Annotated in this window: 12 protein-coding genes; 5 read left to right on the forward strand and 7 right to left on the reverse strand. The window is 67.6% G+C overall.

Annotated elements, in window-relative coordinates:
• Positions 1 to 29 precede the first annotated feature (29 nt).
• The 5 genes from AC3WSN_RS14205 (at position 30) to AC3WSN_RS14225 (ending at position 6,215) form a co-directional block, all read left to right on the forward strand.
• On the forward strand, positions 30 to 1,508 hold the full coding sequence (locus tag AC3WSN_RS14205) for a sensor histidine kinase (protein ID WP_492538688.1): 1,479 nt from the start codon (positions 30 to 32) through the stop codon (positions 1,506 to 1,508).
• Positions 1,501 to 1,896: a response regulator gene (locus AC3WSN_RS14210; RefSeq protein ID WP_492538690.1), complete on the forward strand. Its 396-nt coding sequence runs from the start codon at positions 1,501 to 1,503 to the stop codon at positions 1,894 to 1,896. The genes AC3WSN_RS14205 and AC3WSN_RS14210 overlap by 8 nt, the downstream gene beginning before the upstream one ends.
• Positions 1,897 to 2,410: 514 nt before the next feature.
• Entirely contained in the window at positions 2,411 to 3,247 is an 837-nt protein-coding gene (locus tag AC3WSN_RS14215) for an alpha/beta fold hydrolase (RefSeq protein ID WP_492538692.1), read from the forward strand.
• A gap of 616 nt (positions 3,248 to 3,863) precedes the next feature.
• Entirely contained in the window at positions 3,864 to 4,097 is a 234-nt protein-coding gene (locus AC3WSN_RS14220; RefSeq protein ID WP_492538694.1) for a hypothetical protein, read from the forward strand.
• A 1,449-nt stretch (positions 4,098 to 5,546) separates the two neighbouring features.
• Positions 5,547 to 6,215 (forward strand): YoaK family protein, encoded by a 669-nt coding sequence (locus tag AC3WSN_RS14225; RefSeq protein ID WP_492538696.1) that lies wholly within the window; start codon positions 5,547 to 5,549, stop codon positions 6,213 to 6,215.
• A gap of 75 nt (positions 6,216 to 6,290) precedes the next feature.
• On the opposite strand, the gene AC3WSN_RS14230 is transcribed toward AC3WSN_RS14225, so the two are convergent.
• From AC3WSN_RS14230 to AC3WSN_RS14260, 7 genes are all read right to left on the reverse strand, one after another.
• A complete protein-coding gene (locus AC3WSN_RS14230; RefSeq protein ID WP_492538698.1) occupies positions 6,291 to 6,554 on the reverse strand; it encodes a hypothetical protein in 264 nt (87 codons plus the stop codon).
• Positions 6,555 to 7,456: 902 nt separating this feature from the next.
• Entirely contained in the window at positions 7,457 to 10,600 is a 3,144-nt protein-coding gene (locus tag AC3WSN_RS14235; protein WP_492538700.1) for an efflux RND transporter permease subunit, read from the reverse strand.
• Positions 10,597 to 11,760, reverse strand: a complete 1,164-nt coding sequence (locus AC3WSN_RS14240) for an efflux RND transporter periplasmic adaptor subunit (protein WP_492538702.1) — start codon at positions 11,758 to 11,760, stop codon at positions 10,597 to 10,599. Before AC3WSN_RS14240 ends, AC3WSN_RS14235 begins: the two co-directional genes overlap by 4 nt.
• 93 nt (positions 11,761 to 11,853) lie before the next feature.
• Complete coding sequence (locus AC3WSN_RS14245) at positions 11,854 to 12,081, reverse strand: hypothetical protein (protein ID WP_492538704.1); 228 nt, start codon at positions 12,079 to 12,081, stop codon at positions 11,854 to 11,856.
• A 153-nt stretch (positions 12,082 to 12,234) separates the two neighbouring features.
• A complete protein-coding gene (gene cydB / locus AC3WSN_RS14250; protein ID WP_492538705.1) occupies positions 12,235 to 13,299 on the reverse strand; it encodes a cytochrome d ubiquinol oxidase subunit II in 1,065 nt (354 codons plus the stop codon).
• A 2-nt stretch (positions 13,300 to 13,301) separates the two neighbouring features.
• Positions 13,302 to 13,967, reverse strand: a complete 666-nt coding sequence (locus AC3WSN_RS14255) for a cytochrome d ubiquinol oxidase subunit II (protein WP_492538707.1) — start codon at positions 13,965 to 13,967, stop codon at positions 13,302 to 13,304.
• Position 13,968: 1 nt separating this feature from the next.
• On the reverse strand, positions 13,969 to 15,387 hold the full coding sequence (locus AC3WSN_RS14260) for a cytochrome ubiquinol oxidase subunit I (protein WP_492538709.1): 1,419 nt from the start codon (positions 15,385 to 15,387) through the stop codon (positions 13,969 to 13,971).
• Positions 15,388 to 15,389 lie beyond the last annotated feature (2 nt).

The following is a 15,389-nucleotide window of genomic DNA, read 5'->3' on the forward strand; positions in this document are numbered from 1 at the left end:
CGCTCGTAGGACCAAGTTGGATCACCGTCATGCGGCAGGTCTTCTCGCGCTGGCCGAGTTTGGCGCAGGCGGCGCCCCAGAATGTCGGGGTGGACGACCTGCCGGCCTGGATGCAGGCGATCCCACCCCGGACGTCCGCGATCCCGAGCGAGGACCTCGCCCCGGCAGGCCTCTGGGTCGGCGTCCCGTGCGCCACGGCCTTCCTGGCGGGATTGGTGACCGCCTCGGGCGGCGGCGCCGTCCCGGTCCTCGGGGTCGGCCTCGCGGCTTTCGCGGCCGCGACAGCCATCCGCCACGTGGTGGCGCTCCGACGTGAACACCGAAGGGCGTGGGACAGCTTCGAGGCGATCTACGAACGATCCGGCATCTCGATCTGGCGCGAGGACTGGACGGCCGTGACAGACGTCATCATCGCCCTGCGACGGGCCGGCATCGACGACATGGAGCGTCACTTCGCCAGTCGGCCCGACGAACTTCGCGCCCTGCGCGCCAAGGTCCTCATCACGGACGTGAACGCGTTCACCCTCGAGGAGACCGGCGCGCCCGGCAAGGACGCCTATCTCGGCTCCCTCGACCGGCTGCTGCCCGACACCGACCAGACCTTCGTGCAGTGGCTCGTCGCTTTCGCCCGGGGGGACCGCTTCTTCCGCTCGGAAGCCCACATCATGGGCGCCGACGGGCGTGAACGCGACGTGCTGTTCACCGCGACGCTGCCGCAGGACCGCGCGGGCTTCTCCGACGTGATCGTCACTTCGCTCGACGTCACGGCCTTCAAGCGCAACCAGGCCCATTTCGCGGCGGCCGACACGGAACTCGCCCGGACCTCGCGGATCAGCACGGTCGGGGCGCTCAGCGCCTCCATCGCCCACGAGGTCAACTCGCCCCTGGCGGCGATACTCGCCAATGCCCAGGCGGCCCTGCGCTGGCTCAGGCGTCCCGAGCCGGACGTAGCCGAGGCCTCGCTGGCGATCGACGACGTGGTGGCCGAGGCGACCCGCGCCCGCGACGTCGTCGCGCGGACACGGTCGTACCTCAGCAACGCGCCGCGGACCATCGCCCCGATCGATCTCGTCCAAGCCTCGCGGGACGCCAACATCTTGGTGGAGCGCGAGATCCGCAGCCACGGCGCCACGATCCATCTCGCCGCCGAGGACGGGATCCCGCCCGTGCCGGCGGATTTGATCCAGGTCCAACAGATCTTCGTCAACCTGCTGGTCAACGCGGCCCAGGCCATGTCGGGATCGGAAGGCCGGAAGGACATCACGATCGCGATCCGCAGGACGGCCGCCGCCGTTGCGGTCGATGTGGTCGATACCGGCCCGGGGATCGAGCCCGAACGGCGCGCGCGCATCTTCGAACCCTTCCACTCCACCAAGATTGGCGGGATGGGTATGGGATTGGCCATCTGCCGGAATCTGATCGATGCCCACGGGGGTGAGATCTGGGTCGACGCCGCGCCCGGCGGGGGGGCGGCCTTCCACTTCATGCTGCCGCTCGCCCATGACTGAACGCATCACGCGCAAACCCGTCGTTGCCATCGTCGACGACGATCCGTCGATCCGCTCCGCCCTCCACCGCCTCACGCGCGCGCTCGGATACGAGGCCCTCGTGTTCAGCGGGGCGGAGCCGCTGCTCACCAAGCTCGACGAGGCCGACATCGCGCTCGTGGTGACAGACGTGCAGATGCCCGGCCTCAGCGGCCTCGAACTCCTCCGGATCCTGGCGGATCGGCGGCCCGACCTGCCGGTCATGCTGATGACCGCCTATCCGAACGAGGCGTCCCGCCGACGGGCGCTCGCGCTCGGAGCCCTGGCGTATTGCGCGAAGCCGTTCGAGGCGGAACACTTCGAACGAACCCTGGTCGCCGTTCTCGGGTCGCCGCCACGTTCGCGTTGAGCCCACGTGCGCGCGAGCCGAACGCCTCGGGCGGCTGCCCGGCCCGACGTGCCCAAGGCCGCCTAGACGATGCGCGGCGCGACGGACCACACCATGGACGGCAATCCGATACCCTGGGGCGCCCGAGGCCAGGTCCGGAGGCCGGCCCGAACGCCGCCAAGCCTGGGAACTTCCGCCCCACTCGCCGGCCGGCGCATCCAGGACGGGCGTGCCAAGCGCCACCGCCCCGGCGCTTATGTGCCCCGCGGAGGATCGAGTTCGGCCGCCTATCGCCCTGGTCCCGACGACCAAACCGGTCGGCGTCGCCGTCCGACAGCTCCCGTGCTGTCTATCGGTCATGAGTGGTGCGGCGCGTGCCCGCCGTGGAGGCGTCGGGCCACCGGTGAGATATTCGCGACAATTGCAAATTCGCGACGCTTTCATCCAAGCGAACACGGCCGGAATGTCATAACTCCTGTGGTCGAACGTCCGGTGCGATGGCGCAAGCGCCGCCGGATCACGCACGGAGAGCAGCATGGCCACCGTCACGACCAGCGACGGTACGGAGATCTACTACAAGGATTGGGGTCCGAAGAATGCCCAGCCCATCGTGTTCCACCACGGCTGGCCGCTCTCCTCGGATGACTGGGACGCGCAAATGCTGTTCTTCGTCCAGAACGGCTACCGGGTCGTGGCCCACGATCGTCGCGGTCACGGCCGTTCCGCGCAGGTCTCGGAAGGCCACGACATAGACCACTACGCGGCCGACGCCGCGGCCGTCGTGGAGCATCTGGACCTCAGGGACGCCATCCATATCGGCCACTCCACAGGCGGTGGCGAGGTCGGGCGATACGTCGCGAAGTTCGGCCAGCCGCAGGGGCGCGTCGCCCTCGCTGTGCTGGTCAGCTCCGTGCCCCCGCTGATGCTCAAGACCGACGCCAACCCGGAAGGCTTGCCGCTCGCGGTCTTCGACGGATTCCGTGACGCGCTTGCCGCCAATCGCGCCCAGTTCTACCTCGACGTGGCGGGCGGCCCATTCTACGGCTTCAACCGCGACGGCGCGAAAGCCATTCCCGGCGTGATCCAGAATTGGTGGCGGCAAGGGATGATGGGCAGCGCCAAGGCCCACTACGAAGGCATCAAAGCCTTCTCGGAGACCGATCAGACCGAGGACCTCAAGGCGATCACCGTGCCAACATTGGTGCTGCACGGCGAGGACGATCAAATCGTGCCGATCGCGGACGCGTCGCTGAAGTCGATCAAGCTCTTGAAGAATGGCACCTTGAAGACCTATCCCGGCTATCCGCACGGGATGCTGACCGTGCATGCCGACGTCCTCAACGCCGTTCTGCTCGATTTCGTGAAGGGGTGATCCCTCCGGGGTGGATGGCGTCGTCGCGATCCGCCCCGACGCCGACCCGGTAGCGGCCGTCCGGCAGCTTGAACGGCGCTCATTCGTCCTAGGTCGGCGACCGTGTGCGCCGCTTCCTCTGTCAGGCTGCCGACAAGTCGGCGGCACCACGAGCGGCCGATCCGGCCGAGGGCGGCTGTCCGAAGCGCCTCAACTGGATCCACGGCTCAGGGACGATGGTCGATTGCGGCTCGGCCAATCTCGGGCGCCGAGGCACACATGTCGATCGCCCACGTTGCGGATCTGGCCGTCGGGCTGGCGCATCACCGCCGGGTGCGCTGCGAAACCCGACGCGTCGTTGGCTTGAGCGCTATCGATTGCTTCGGCGCCCGACATCCGCTTGGAGCGGACTGAAAGCTGTCTGATCCATCCTGATACTTCAATTCGATTGTCGACCGTACATGGTTCCGAGCGTTACAGCATTCCGCGAACAACATACGTTGGTATGATTGCTTGCGATAACGTGCGGTATATCCATGCAACCCGAGGTGCCTGGTGTCGTTCCCGGCCTTTGCTGTGTGCCTGAATTGACGGAATCCCAGGAGCCTCTGGCTAACCTCGCAGGAGCAAGACCCACATGAAAATTGCCTTCCCCGCCGCCCTGGCTCTCGCCCTGCTGGCGGGACCGGTCCTCGCCCAAGGCAACTCGCCCTACAACCGCTCAGGCCCGCAGGCGGGCGGACCACTCGCCGGGCAGGAGCGCGAGATGGGCGCGCCGGGCGGCACGCCCGCCGTCGACCCTGCCCGGCCCGCCAAGGCGGTCGCGAGGTCGAAGAGCCGGAAGCATCTGAAGCGTCGGAAGGCCGTGTAGGCACTCCTGATCCACTCCCGCCGAGGTAAGACCAGCCGCCTCGGCGGGATCCCGCTCTCCCAATCGACGCCACGGCCGCCGATTCGGAACCGCTGGATGCCGGAAGCGGCCAGATCCTTTCCTGCGATGCCCCCGCACAACGACGGCCCCCTCTTCATCGGCTAGGTTTGGGAGTGGGCGTAGCCGATTCTGTCGTCCTCCCATCAGTGGGACATGTCCTGGAACACGCATGTCCGCCCGGCGTCGGTGTAGCCGGCCGGGCAGGAGTGGACGCAGGCGCCAGCGGCGAGCTTGAGAGGCGGCGGACAGGATACGGCCCAGGAGGGCGCCTGCGAGATCGCGGTGCCTGGCTGGACCGCCAGCATGCCGGCAACGAGAAGGCAGCGCCATCGGACCCGCACGGCCCAAAGCGCGGAACTCCCGAATGGGCTCGGCTCGCTGCCTGTCATGAATCACCCCATTGTTACCCTGTGCCGCCCCAATCTGCGAAACGGACGAAGGACGCCCCGCGACGGCCGCTCGATCGTTTGTGGCTTGGAAGGAGCCATCGGCCCTCCAACCACGGCCGGACCGACGCCATCGCCCCCTCGCCGGCAGAGTCGCTTCGACGCGGTGGGTCAGAGCAATGTGTGCCGCCGCGCCTTCCGCAGAGCACGACCCTGAAGACGTTGGCATGTAAGGACCTCGATCGAACCACGTTCGCGTGTCGAGACCGACGGCGTCTGCGAAGCTACGGCCGATCCAGGTGTCGAACAGTGGCGGACCGGACCGGATTCTGTTTGCGGATCGCCGCGACTCGACGTGTTCGGGTTCGTGAAGACTGCTATAAAATTCGACCTCAGTGAAGGAAACCTTTGTATAATATGGCGACCGACGGCGCTCCGGGAACTTATGACCGCTGGCAGGCGCGGAACGAGGCGCCGTCGCTGCTCCGCTCTGGGACCAAGCATGCCTCTACCGTCGACCTGTTGTCCGTGGCGGCGAAACGGAGACTCGATCGCTCTGCCATCCGCACCTGGCCTCGGCATCGGTCTCCCTAACTCCCGCTCAGCGTGGCTCGGGGAAGCGGGATGCTTGGCGTCATCGCCGTCGTGCCGTCCGCTTAGGGCGGGACAATCGGGCGAGGAGCCCAAACCGTAGAGTTAAGGTGGACGGCCGCTCGATGTGCGGCCGAAGCCGCCGGGTCGGTGCCGGTCGCCATCGTCCAGAACCGTTGCGAGCTGCACTCCCATGCTCGATCCTCGAGCGTTGGCCGCGTGAACCCGATCGGTAGGAACAGACGACGTCATGTCGTGAAAGGACGCTGGCGAAAGAAACCACCTAATATGACAGCAATTGCCAGCGGGTTTTACACTGGACTGGGGGTGAACACTGGGTCACGAAGGCAAATGCCGAGGTCCAAGGGTTGTACCTGCGTTCGGCTTCACACTAGGCGGATTGGAGACGATCATGTGGCTCACGACCGGCCCTGCCCCGGGCGAACAGACCACGTGGGAGGATCTGACCCGGGCATCTCTCATGACCGTGCTCGCCGGCTTCGTCGACGCCGTCGGCTACGCGGCCACGGGGCACCTGTACCTGTCGTTCATGAGTGGTAACAGCACACAGTTCGGCATGGCGCTCGCGCGCGGAGACGCGCACGTGATCGGCTGGACTGGCGCGGTGATCGCCACCTTCGTGCTGGGAGCGTTCCTGGGATCTCTGGGCGTCGCCGCCGAGGCGCTGGTCAGAGTGCCGATCGTCCTGGCCGGCGAACTCACGTGCTTCGTCGCGGCGTGGATTCTCCTCGGCCCATGGACCGCCGAGGCCGCTCTGCTGTTCGTGGCCCTAGCGATGGGCATGCAGAACGCTGTTCGCACGTCCGTCGCCGGAGCATCGATCGGCAGGAGCTTCGTGACCGGTGCCCTGTTCGGCGTGGGCAACGCCCTGGCCCGAGCCTGTCTCGACCGCGCGCGCCTGGCCGAAGCGCTAGCCGACGCCGCCTCCTGGCTGGCCTTCATCGTGGGCGTGACCTGTGGCGCGTTCGCCATCGGCCCTCTCGGCTTGGCCAGCGCCCTCCTCGCAGCGGCGTCCGTCGTCGTCGCCCTCATGGCGCTGTCGATCGCTCGGCGGCGGTAGAGCGACCGGATGCTGAGCGCTCCTCGAATGACCATGGACGCGCGACGGCGGGGAGTGGCCTTCTTCCCGGCGCCGCTACCGTGGCCCGCAGCCGATGCAGATGCCGCTCTCGATGCGCTCATCCTCCAACTCCTGGCGCGAGCGCCGATCCGGGTTGTCCCGCCGCGTCGGGCTGGCATCGCGGCTTGGGGGCTTCGTCACGCCTGCCGCGGTCGTGTTCGGGGCGGTCACCGTCGACAAGGGGCTGCCACCGGTGCCGGTGAGGTCCGCCTGCGCCAGGGCGGGCGCGGACAAGCCCAGGAGAACGAGCGTGGCAATTGAGTGGCGTGTCGTGGTCATCGTGAGGCTCCATGCGCGGGGATTGCGTGTGTGTGGACCGAGAAGACCCGCCGGATCGCCCTCCCACCTTCCGAGGCGTCGGGTCGCGCCGCAGAACGTGCGGGCCCGCCGAGATGGCGATCGCGCCCGACGCGCACCTGCCTCCGGGCCGTGCCGACCGGCATCGACAAACGGAAAAGCAGATGCCTCCAGCCTGTCGCTCGGCGCATCAAGCATTGAAATCGAGGCCGCGTCCCAGGTGTGGTCCCGAGCTCCGAAAGCGATGTGAACGTCCGTTGAAACAGTCTCTCTTGGCGAAAAGCAATCCGCGGGCCTCGAATTTGCCTGGCGACGCGATTCCTTCAACTATACTGAGGTATGTCTAGGCCGCCCGCGCGGCTTGCATCGCTTTCTATGCTCGACCATCGACTCGTGCCGAACCAGGATACGCGAGGTCGCGTGGCCCCCTCACTCGGATCAGGTGCTGAGTCGCGGTATGGCCGTGATCGGGGTCCGGATCGGGCCGCCCGGCTCGGGGTGGGACGCGAGACGTTGTGGCGGAGCGGCGTGCGCCCCACAACGGCTTCCTGGCAGGCCGTGTGCTCGGGCTGGGATCTCGTCAAGGGATGCGGAACCGATATCGCAGCTGAGCCCGCCGGTAATCCCGTTTCTCGAAGGCCTGGACGCGAACGCCTATGATCTGAGCTCGCTACGTCGATCCTATAGCGAACCATATTATGAGATCGAATCGACTGTCCACGTATTAAAGTCAGGACTGAACCGAAAACTTGATAATTAGATATATAAGCATCCTATTCATATATTGATGTGCCACATCGATGGTGGTTTGTTGCACATGCTATATCGGCGGACGCTCGCGCAACCGAAAGCACTACGTCGTAGCCGATGATCCGACATTGGCTTCAGGTCGGCTGCGCCGCATCAGGACTGTGCTTCTCAGGACCGAGCTTCTCGGATTCCTGATTGGTCGCCGACTGCCGGCGCGGCAGCAGGTCGGACAGCTTGTCCATGTAGATGTAGACCACCGGCGTCGTGAACAGCGTCAGCACCTGCGACACGAGCAGGCCGCCGACGATGGCGTAGCCCAGCGGCTGCCGGAGTTCCGAGCCCGTGCCGGTGCCGAGCATCAGCGGGATGCCGCCGAACAGCGCGCACAAGGTCGTCATCAGGATCGGCCGGAACCGCAGCAAGCAGGCTTCGTGGGCCGCCTGCTCGGCCGTGAGACCCCGCTCCCGCTGTCCTTCGAGGGCGACGTCGATCAGCATGATGCCGTTCTTCTTCACGATGCCAATCAGCAGGATGATCCCGATGATGCCGATCATGTCGAGCGGCCGCCCCACCAGCATCAGTGCCAGGAGCGCGCCTAGCCCGGCGGAGGGCAGCGTCGACAGGATGGTCAGCGGGTGGATCGTGCTCTCGTAGAGCATGCCGAGGATGACGTAGACCGCGAACAAGGCCGCCAGGATCAGCGGCGGCGTCGAGCCGAGCGAGGCCTGGAACGCCTGGGCGTTGCCCTGGAAGCCGCTGGCGAGAGACTTCGGCGGGTCCAGGTCCGCGACCGCCTTCTGCACGGCCGCGACCGCGGCCCCGATCGTGGCGCCCGGCGCGAGGTTGAAGCTGAGGGTCACCGAGGGAAACTGCCCCTGGTGGTTGACCGCCACCGGCGCCACCCCGGGCACGAGCTTGGCGATCTGGCTGAGCGGCACCGAGGTGTTGCTCTGCGAGCGGACGTAGATCCGCTGCAGTGCGTCCGGTCCGAGCTGGTAGCGCGGATTGACCTCCAGGATGACGTAGTATTGGTTCAGTGCCGTGAAGATCCGCGCGACATGGCGCTGGCCGAAGGCGTCGTAGAGCGTGGCGTCGACGGCCGCGGGGTCGATCCCGAAGCGCGAGGCGGCGGTCCGGTCGACCTGAGCGGTCAAGGTCCGCCCGGTCGATTGCTGGTCGCTGGCAACCGAGGACAGCTCGGGCAGCTTCTGTAGCGCCGCCAGGACCTTTGGCGCGAAGCGGGCGAGCGTGCTGCTGTCGACGTCGGTCAGGGTGAACTGGTACTGCGTCTTCGACAGCCGTGCACCGATGGTGATGTCCTGGGCCGCCTGCATGTACAGCGTCATGCCCTGGACCTGGCGCAGCGCCACGGACAGCCGTGCGATGACCTGGTCGGCGGTGACGTCGCGCTCGGACTCGGGTTTGAGCGTGATGAACACGCGGCCGTCGTTCTCGGTCACGGTGGGACCGCCGGGGCCGATGTAGCCAACCACATTGGCCACCGCCGGGTCGCGGCCGACGATGTCGAGCACGGCCTGCTGGCGCTGCTTCATGCCCTCGGGCGAGACGTCCTGGGCCGCCTCGCTGATGCCTAGGATCAGGCCTGTGTCCTGCTGCGGGAAGAAGCCCTTCGGGATCACCCAGAACAGGTAGCCGGTCAGGGCTACCGTCCCGACGAAGGTCATCAGCGTCAGGAGGCGGTGGCGCAGCGCGACCGTCAGGCCGGCGTCGTAGCGTTCGTTCAGCCACGTGAAGAGCCACTCGAGTGCGGCCGCGACGGCGTTCGGCCGCTGCGCCTCCGCGGCCGGGAGCAGCTTGGCGCAGAGCATCGGGGTGAGCGTCAGCGACACGGCCACCGAGACGAGGATCGAGACCGCGACCGTGACGGCGAACTCGCGGAACATCAGGCCGACGACGCCGCTCATCTGGAACAGCGGGATGAACACGGCGACGAGCGAGATCGAGATCGACAGGATGGTGAAGCCGATCTCGCCCGCCCCGTCGAGCGCCGCCTTGAGGGGCGTGGCTCCGTCCTCGATGTGGCGGACGATGTTCTCGACCATGACGATGGCGTCGTCGACCACGAAGCCGATGGCGATCGAGAGCGCCATCAACGACAGGTTATCCAGGCTGTAGCCCAGCACGTACATGACCGCGAAGGTGCCGATCAGCGAGATCGGCACGGAGATCGCCGGGATCACGGTCGCCCAAAGCTTGCGCAGGAACAGGGCGATGACGCCGACCACCAGCGCGATGGTCAGGAGCAGCGTGAAGCGCACGTCGCTGATGCTCGCCTGGATCGTCACGGTGCGGTCCGAGACGACGGCGACGTCGATGCTGGGCGGCAGCGACGCCTTGAGCTGCGGCAGCGCCGTCTTGATGTCGTCGACGGTCGCGACGACGTTGGCGCCGGGCTGGCGCTGGATCGCCAGGATGACCGCCGGCTTCCGGCCGCTCCAGCCGCCCAGGGTGACGTCCTGCGGCGCCTTGATCGCGCGGCCGATGTTGCGCACGAGGATCGGCGCGCCGTCGCGATAGGCGACGATGGCCTGCTCGAACTGAGCGGGCGTCATCAGCTGGTCGTTGGTCTCGAGCGCCACGGCCTGCTGCCCGCCGTAGAGCTGCCCCTTGGGCTGGAGCACCGTGAGGTTGGCCAGCGCCGTGCGCACGGCCTCGAAGTCGAGATCCTCCGCGGCGAGCATCGCCGGGTTGACCTGGATGCGGATGGCGGGCTGCTGCAGGCCGCCGACCGCGACGGTGCCGACCCCGGGCATCTGCGCGAGCTTCTGCGCCAGGATCGAGTAGGCGTAGTCGCTCACCGTCATGATCGGCAGCACGTCCGAGGTGAGCGCGATCAACAGGATCGGGGCGTCGGCCGGGTTGGTCTTGCGATAGGTCGGCTGCGACAGCAGGCTCGCGGGCAGCAGGCCCTGCGTCGCGTTGATCGCCGCCTGGACGTCGGTGGCGGCCGAGTCGATGGTGCGGCTGCGGCTGAACTGCAGCGTCATCGACGTGAAGCCGGTGCCGCTGCTCGACGTCATCTGGGTCAGCCCGGGGATCTGGCCGAACTGGCGCTCGAGCTGGGTCGCCACCGAGGAGGCCATGGTGTTCGAGTCGGCCCCGGGCAGCTGCGCCGTCACCTGAAAGGTGGGCGAGTCGATGTTGGGCAGGGCCGCGACCGGCAGCAGCGTGTAGCTGATCGCGCCGAGCACCACGACCGCGACCATCATCAGGCCGGTGGCGATCGGGCGCGTGATGAAGCCGGCCGACAGGTTCATGGCAGCATCCCGGCGCTGGCGGTCGTGGTGTCGGGCACCTGACCGGGGCTGGCCGCGACCACCTCCGTGCCCGGCACGAGGCTGTACTGACCCTGGACTACGACGGTCTCTCCCGCCTTCAGCCCTTCCGAGATCAGCGCGACGCCGCGCACCCGCTGCCCGACCTCCACGGGCCGGATCGTTACCTTGTGGTCGGGGCCGACGACGAAGACAAACGCGCCCGTGTCGCTCCGCTGGACGGCGTCGGTCGGGATCGTCAGCGCGCCCTTGACCACCGACGTGGTGACCTCCGCGTTCACGAAGGCGCCGGGCCAGAGCTGGCGCTCGGCATTGGAGAAGTTGGCCTTGAGCTTGACAGTGCCGGATCTCGGCTGGGCCTCGTTGTCGATCAGCAGCAGGGCGCCGGTGTCGAGCTTCCGGGTGCCGGCCTGATTGGAGACGGTGGTCGTCACGGGGCCGCGGGCGAGGGCCGCCTGGACCTGCGGGATCGTGTCGGTCGGCAGAGTGAAGACGACGCTGATCGGCTGAACCTGGGTCAGCACGACGATGCCACCCGGGTCGGAGGGCTGGACGATGTTGCCGATGTCGATCAGGCGGAGGCCGGTGACGCCGTCGAAGGGGGCGCGCAGAGTGGCGAAGTCGAGCTCGGTCCTGGCGTAGGCGATGGCGGCCTGATCGCCTTTCACGGCGTTCTCGGACTGGGCGATCTGCGCCTTCTCGCCGGTGACCGACTCATCGGAGGCGAAGCCGCGCTGCTCCAGCGGCTCGTTGCGCTGGAGGTTGACCTGCCGGTTGGTCAGCAGGGCCTGATCCTGTCCGAGCTGGGCCTGCGCGGTGTCGAGCTTGGCCTGGTAGATGCGCGGATCGATCCGGGCCAGGACATCGCCGCGCCGGACGGTCTGGCCCTCCGTGAAGGCGACGCTCTCGAGATAGCCAGTGACCTGGCTGCGGATCACGGCGCGGTTCAGGGCCTGAACCGTGCCGATGCCGGTGAGGATGATCGGCACGTCCTCCTGCCTGACCGATGCGGTGACGACCGGGACGGCGGGGGGAGGAGCTTCCGGCTTCGCCGGGGTGGAATCCCCGAGGTAACGCGCGACCCCGAAGCCGAGGACGAGGACACCAAGCGCAGTCAGGCCGAGCTTGAGCCTGCTCTTCATGGAAAGCGAGCCTCGTGGTCAGCGCGGCTGGAGATTGACGACGGGGGCGGCCAGCGTACCCGCCCCCTCGCCCGACTTCGGCGTGGTGCGCCGTCAGTAATGGTAGCGGCGATGGTGCCGATGGCGACGGTGATGGCGCGGGCCGAACGTGCCGAACCTGGACGTGACCCGCGCGCCGCGATGCTGCCCGGCGAAGTCGCTGTTGCCGGTGGCGCCCGACCACGGATCTAGGCCGCCGCCACCTGCGAAACTCGGTTGGGGCGTGGCGATGGTGATGGTGAGACCGAAGACGACGGCCGCACCAAGAAGGAGATGTTTCATGTCCAGGATCCCTTTTCTCGCAGATCGCTAGATACGATCGCGGATAGACTGTGCACTACGAAGCAATATTCGCACGATATACGTTAGTATACCGACACTCGATGCTGGTGCGAGCGGAGTTCATTTGGCTCGCATCTGCTGGGCGTCCCGTGATCAGCACAGGTGCAGATCGGTGCCGAGCGCGTTCGGGCGCTGCCCGGCATGGCCGTAAGCGCCCTCGTCGGCTCCGTGGGACGCCAGCACGGTCTTGCCCCGGAATACCCAGTAGGCGTGCGCATTGTAGGCGAGGACGATCGGCAGGACGACGAAGATACCCACGAGGGCGAACTTCAGCGTCGCCTCATCGGCCGCCGCCTGCCAGATGGTGGCGTGGTAGGGCACCACGTTGGGCCAAACGCTGATGATGAGGCCTGCGTAGCCGAGCAGGAACAGCACGACGGCGAGCAGGAACGGCCGGCTGTCGTGGCGCCCCCAGAGGCCGCGCCAGATTAGGACCGCCACGCCCGCCGCCGCCAACGGGAACAGGTCGAGCCAGAGATTGCCCGGCCAGGCGAACCAGCGCGCGGCCACCTGCGGCTCGGTCAGGGCCGTCCAGGCGCTGACCACGGCCATCATGGCCACCGCCAGGAGCAGGGCGGCGTGCGCGACCTCCCGGGCGAAGACCTGCGTCGGCCCGTCCGTCCGCCAGATCAGCCAGCCGGCCCCGAGCAGCGCGTAGCCGCCGACGATTCCGGCGGCGCACAGCAGGCCCAGGAACGACACGAACGAGAAGGGGCCGCCGGCGAAGTGGCCGTTCTCGACCGCCACGCCCTGGATGAAGCCGCCAAGGATGAGGCCCTGGCAGACCGCGGCGACGAGCGAGCCGCCCGCGAAGGCCAAGTCCCAGACACGCTGGAAGCGCGTGGCCTGGAAGCGAAACTCGAACGATATGCCGCGCAGGATCAGGGCGAACAGCATCGCCATGATCGGCAGGTAGAAGGCCGGGAGTAGCACGTAGTAGGCCATCGGGAACGCCGCCCAGAGGCCTGCACCACCGAGCACCAGCCAGGTCTCGTTGCCGTCCCAGAACGGCGCAACGCTCTGCATCATTAGGTCGCGATCGCGCGCTCGCGGAGCCAGCAGGAACAGGATGCCGATGCCGAGGTCGAACCCGTCGGCGATGACGTAGAGGGCGACCGCGCCGGCGGCCACGAGCGCGAAGAGGAGAGGCAGGTCCATGACTACTTTCCAAGAGCGAGGTTGCGGGCGTAGTCCAGGATGCCGCTTAGGATGCCGGGACGCCCCCGGTGTCGGCCGGTTCGAACCCTATGGGCCTCCGCGCGCGCGGGGATGGCGGGGCCGCCCGCCAGTCGCGCGCGGCACCAGTACCCGGCCCCGAGCAGTAGGTAACCGACCACGATCACCGCGGCGCACACGAAGCCCAACGTCGAGAGGCAATTGAGCCGTCCGTCGCCGAACCGCGCCCCCGGCGCCAACGCGAGCTGGACCCATCCGCCGAGGATCAGGCCCTGGCACGCGGCGGCCACGAGCGATCCGCCGGCAAGGGCGACGATCCGGGTAGCCTGGAAGTGCGTGCCCTGGACGTGGGGAGCGATGACGATGCCGCGCAGGATCAGGACGGACACCAACGTCAGGATCGGCGGAAGGAAGGCCGGCGGCAGCCGGTGGTGGCCCAGCGGACAGGCGGCGCACAGCCCGACGGCACCGAGCGCCAGCCAAGCCTCGTTGCCGCGCCAGAACGGCGTGACGCCCCGCATGAGCAGATCGCGGTCATGCTCCCAGCGCGCGAGCGGGAACAGCATTCCGATGCCGAGGTCGACCCCGTCCGTCACCGCCAGGTGAGAGACCGCGACGGCGCCGAGCGTGAGGGCGAGGATGGGATCCATCCTATTCTCCCGGGGCTAGCGCGCGGGCGTAGGCGGGTGCGCCGCCAACGAGGGCGGGGCCGGCCTGCTCCAGGCCGGGGCGCACGGCGTTCGGCGTCTCGTCCACGAGCGGGTCGGGTCCCCGCATCGCGATCCGCGCGCCGTACCAGAAGAAGGCCACCAGCAGCAGATTGTAGACGACGAAGAACAGGATCAGCGACGACAGCACCGCGCCGGCGGGCTGCACCGTCACGGCGTCCGCCGTGCGCAGGTGGCCGTAGACCACGAACGGCTGCCGACCGGTCTCGGTCACCGTCCAGCCGGCCACGATCGCCACGAATCCGAGCGGCGTCGCCGCCATGCAGGCGAGCTGAAACCAGCGCGTCGTGAACAGCCGCCCGCGCCAGCGCAGGAAGGCACCCGTGAAGGCCAGGGCGATCAGCAGGAGCGCGATGCCGACCATGATCCGGAAGGCGAAGAACACGAAGGGGGCGTAGGGCCGATCGGAAGCCGGCACCGCCTTCAGCCCTTGGACCTTGCCGTCCCAGGAGTGCGTCAGGTACAGGCTGGCGAAGCCCTTGATCGGCACCGCGATCTCGTAAAGGTTGCGCTCCGCCTTCATGTCCGGCCACGCGAAAATCAGGCTCGGCACTCCCCGGCCGGTGTCCCAAAGCCCCTCCATCGCGGCGACCTTGGTCGGCTGGTGCACGAGCGTGTTGCGACCGTGCGCGTCGCCAAGCACCGCCTGCAGCGGCGCGAGCACCAGGCAGGCCCACAGCGCCATCGAGAAGGCGACGCGCGAGGCCTTCACGTGTGTGCCGCGCCAGAGGTGGTAGGCCGAGACGCCCGCCACCACGAAGCTGCCGGTCAGGTAGCTCGCGCAGACCATGTGCATCAGGCGGTAGGGATAGGATGGGTTGAAGAACGCCGCCGCCCAATCGGTGACGTGGAAGATGCCGTCCTTGTCGACGATGTGGCCGGCCGGCGTCTGCATCCAGCTGTTCGAGGCCAGGATCCAGCTCGCGCTGATCAGCGTGCCGCACGCCACCATCAGGCAGGCGAAGAAGTGCAGGCCGGGCCCGACGCGCTTCTCGCCGAACAGCACGATGCCGATGAAGCCGGCCTCCAAGAAGAAGGCCGACAGCACCTCGTACATGAAGAACGGGCCGAGCACGTTGCTGACCGAGCGCGAGAAGCCGCTCCAGTTGGTGCCGATCTGGTATCCGAGCACGATCCCGGTGATCACGCCCATGCCGAAGCCGAGGGCGAAGATCCGGATCCAGAAGCGCATCAGGGCGCGGTAGACGGGATCGTTCGTGCGCCAGGTCAGGAAGCTGAGGAACGCCACATACGAGGCGATGCCGATCGTGAAGGCCGGCCACAGGATGTGGAAGCCCACCGTGAAGGCGAACTGGATGCGCGATAGGACGAGGGCGTCCATGG

The organism is Methylobacterium sp. FW102-HT35C08, assembly GCF_058790235.1.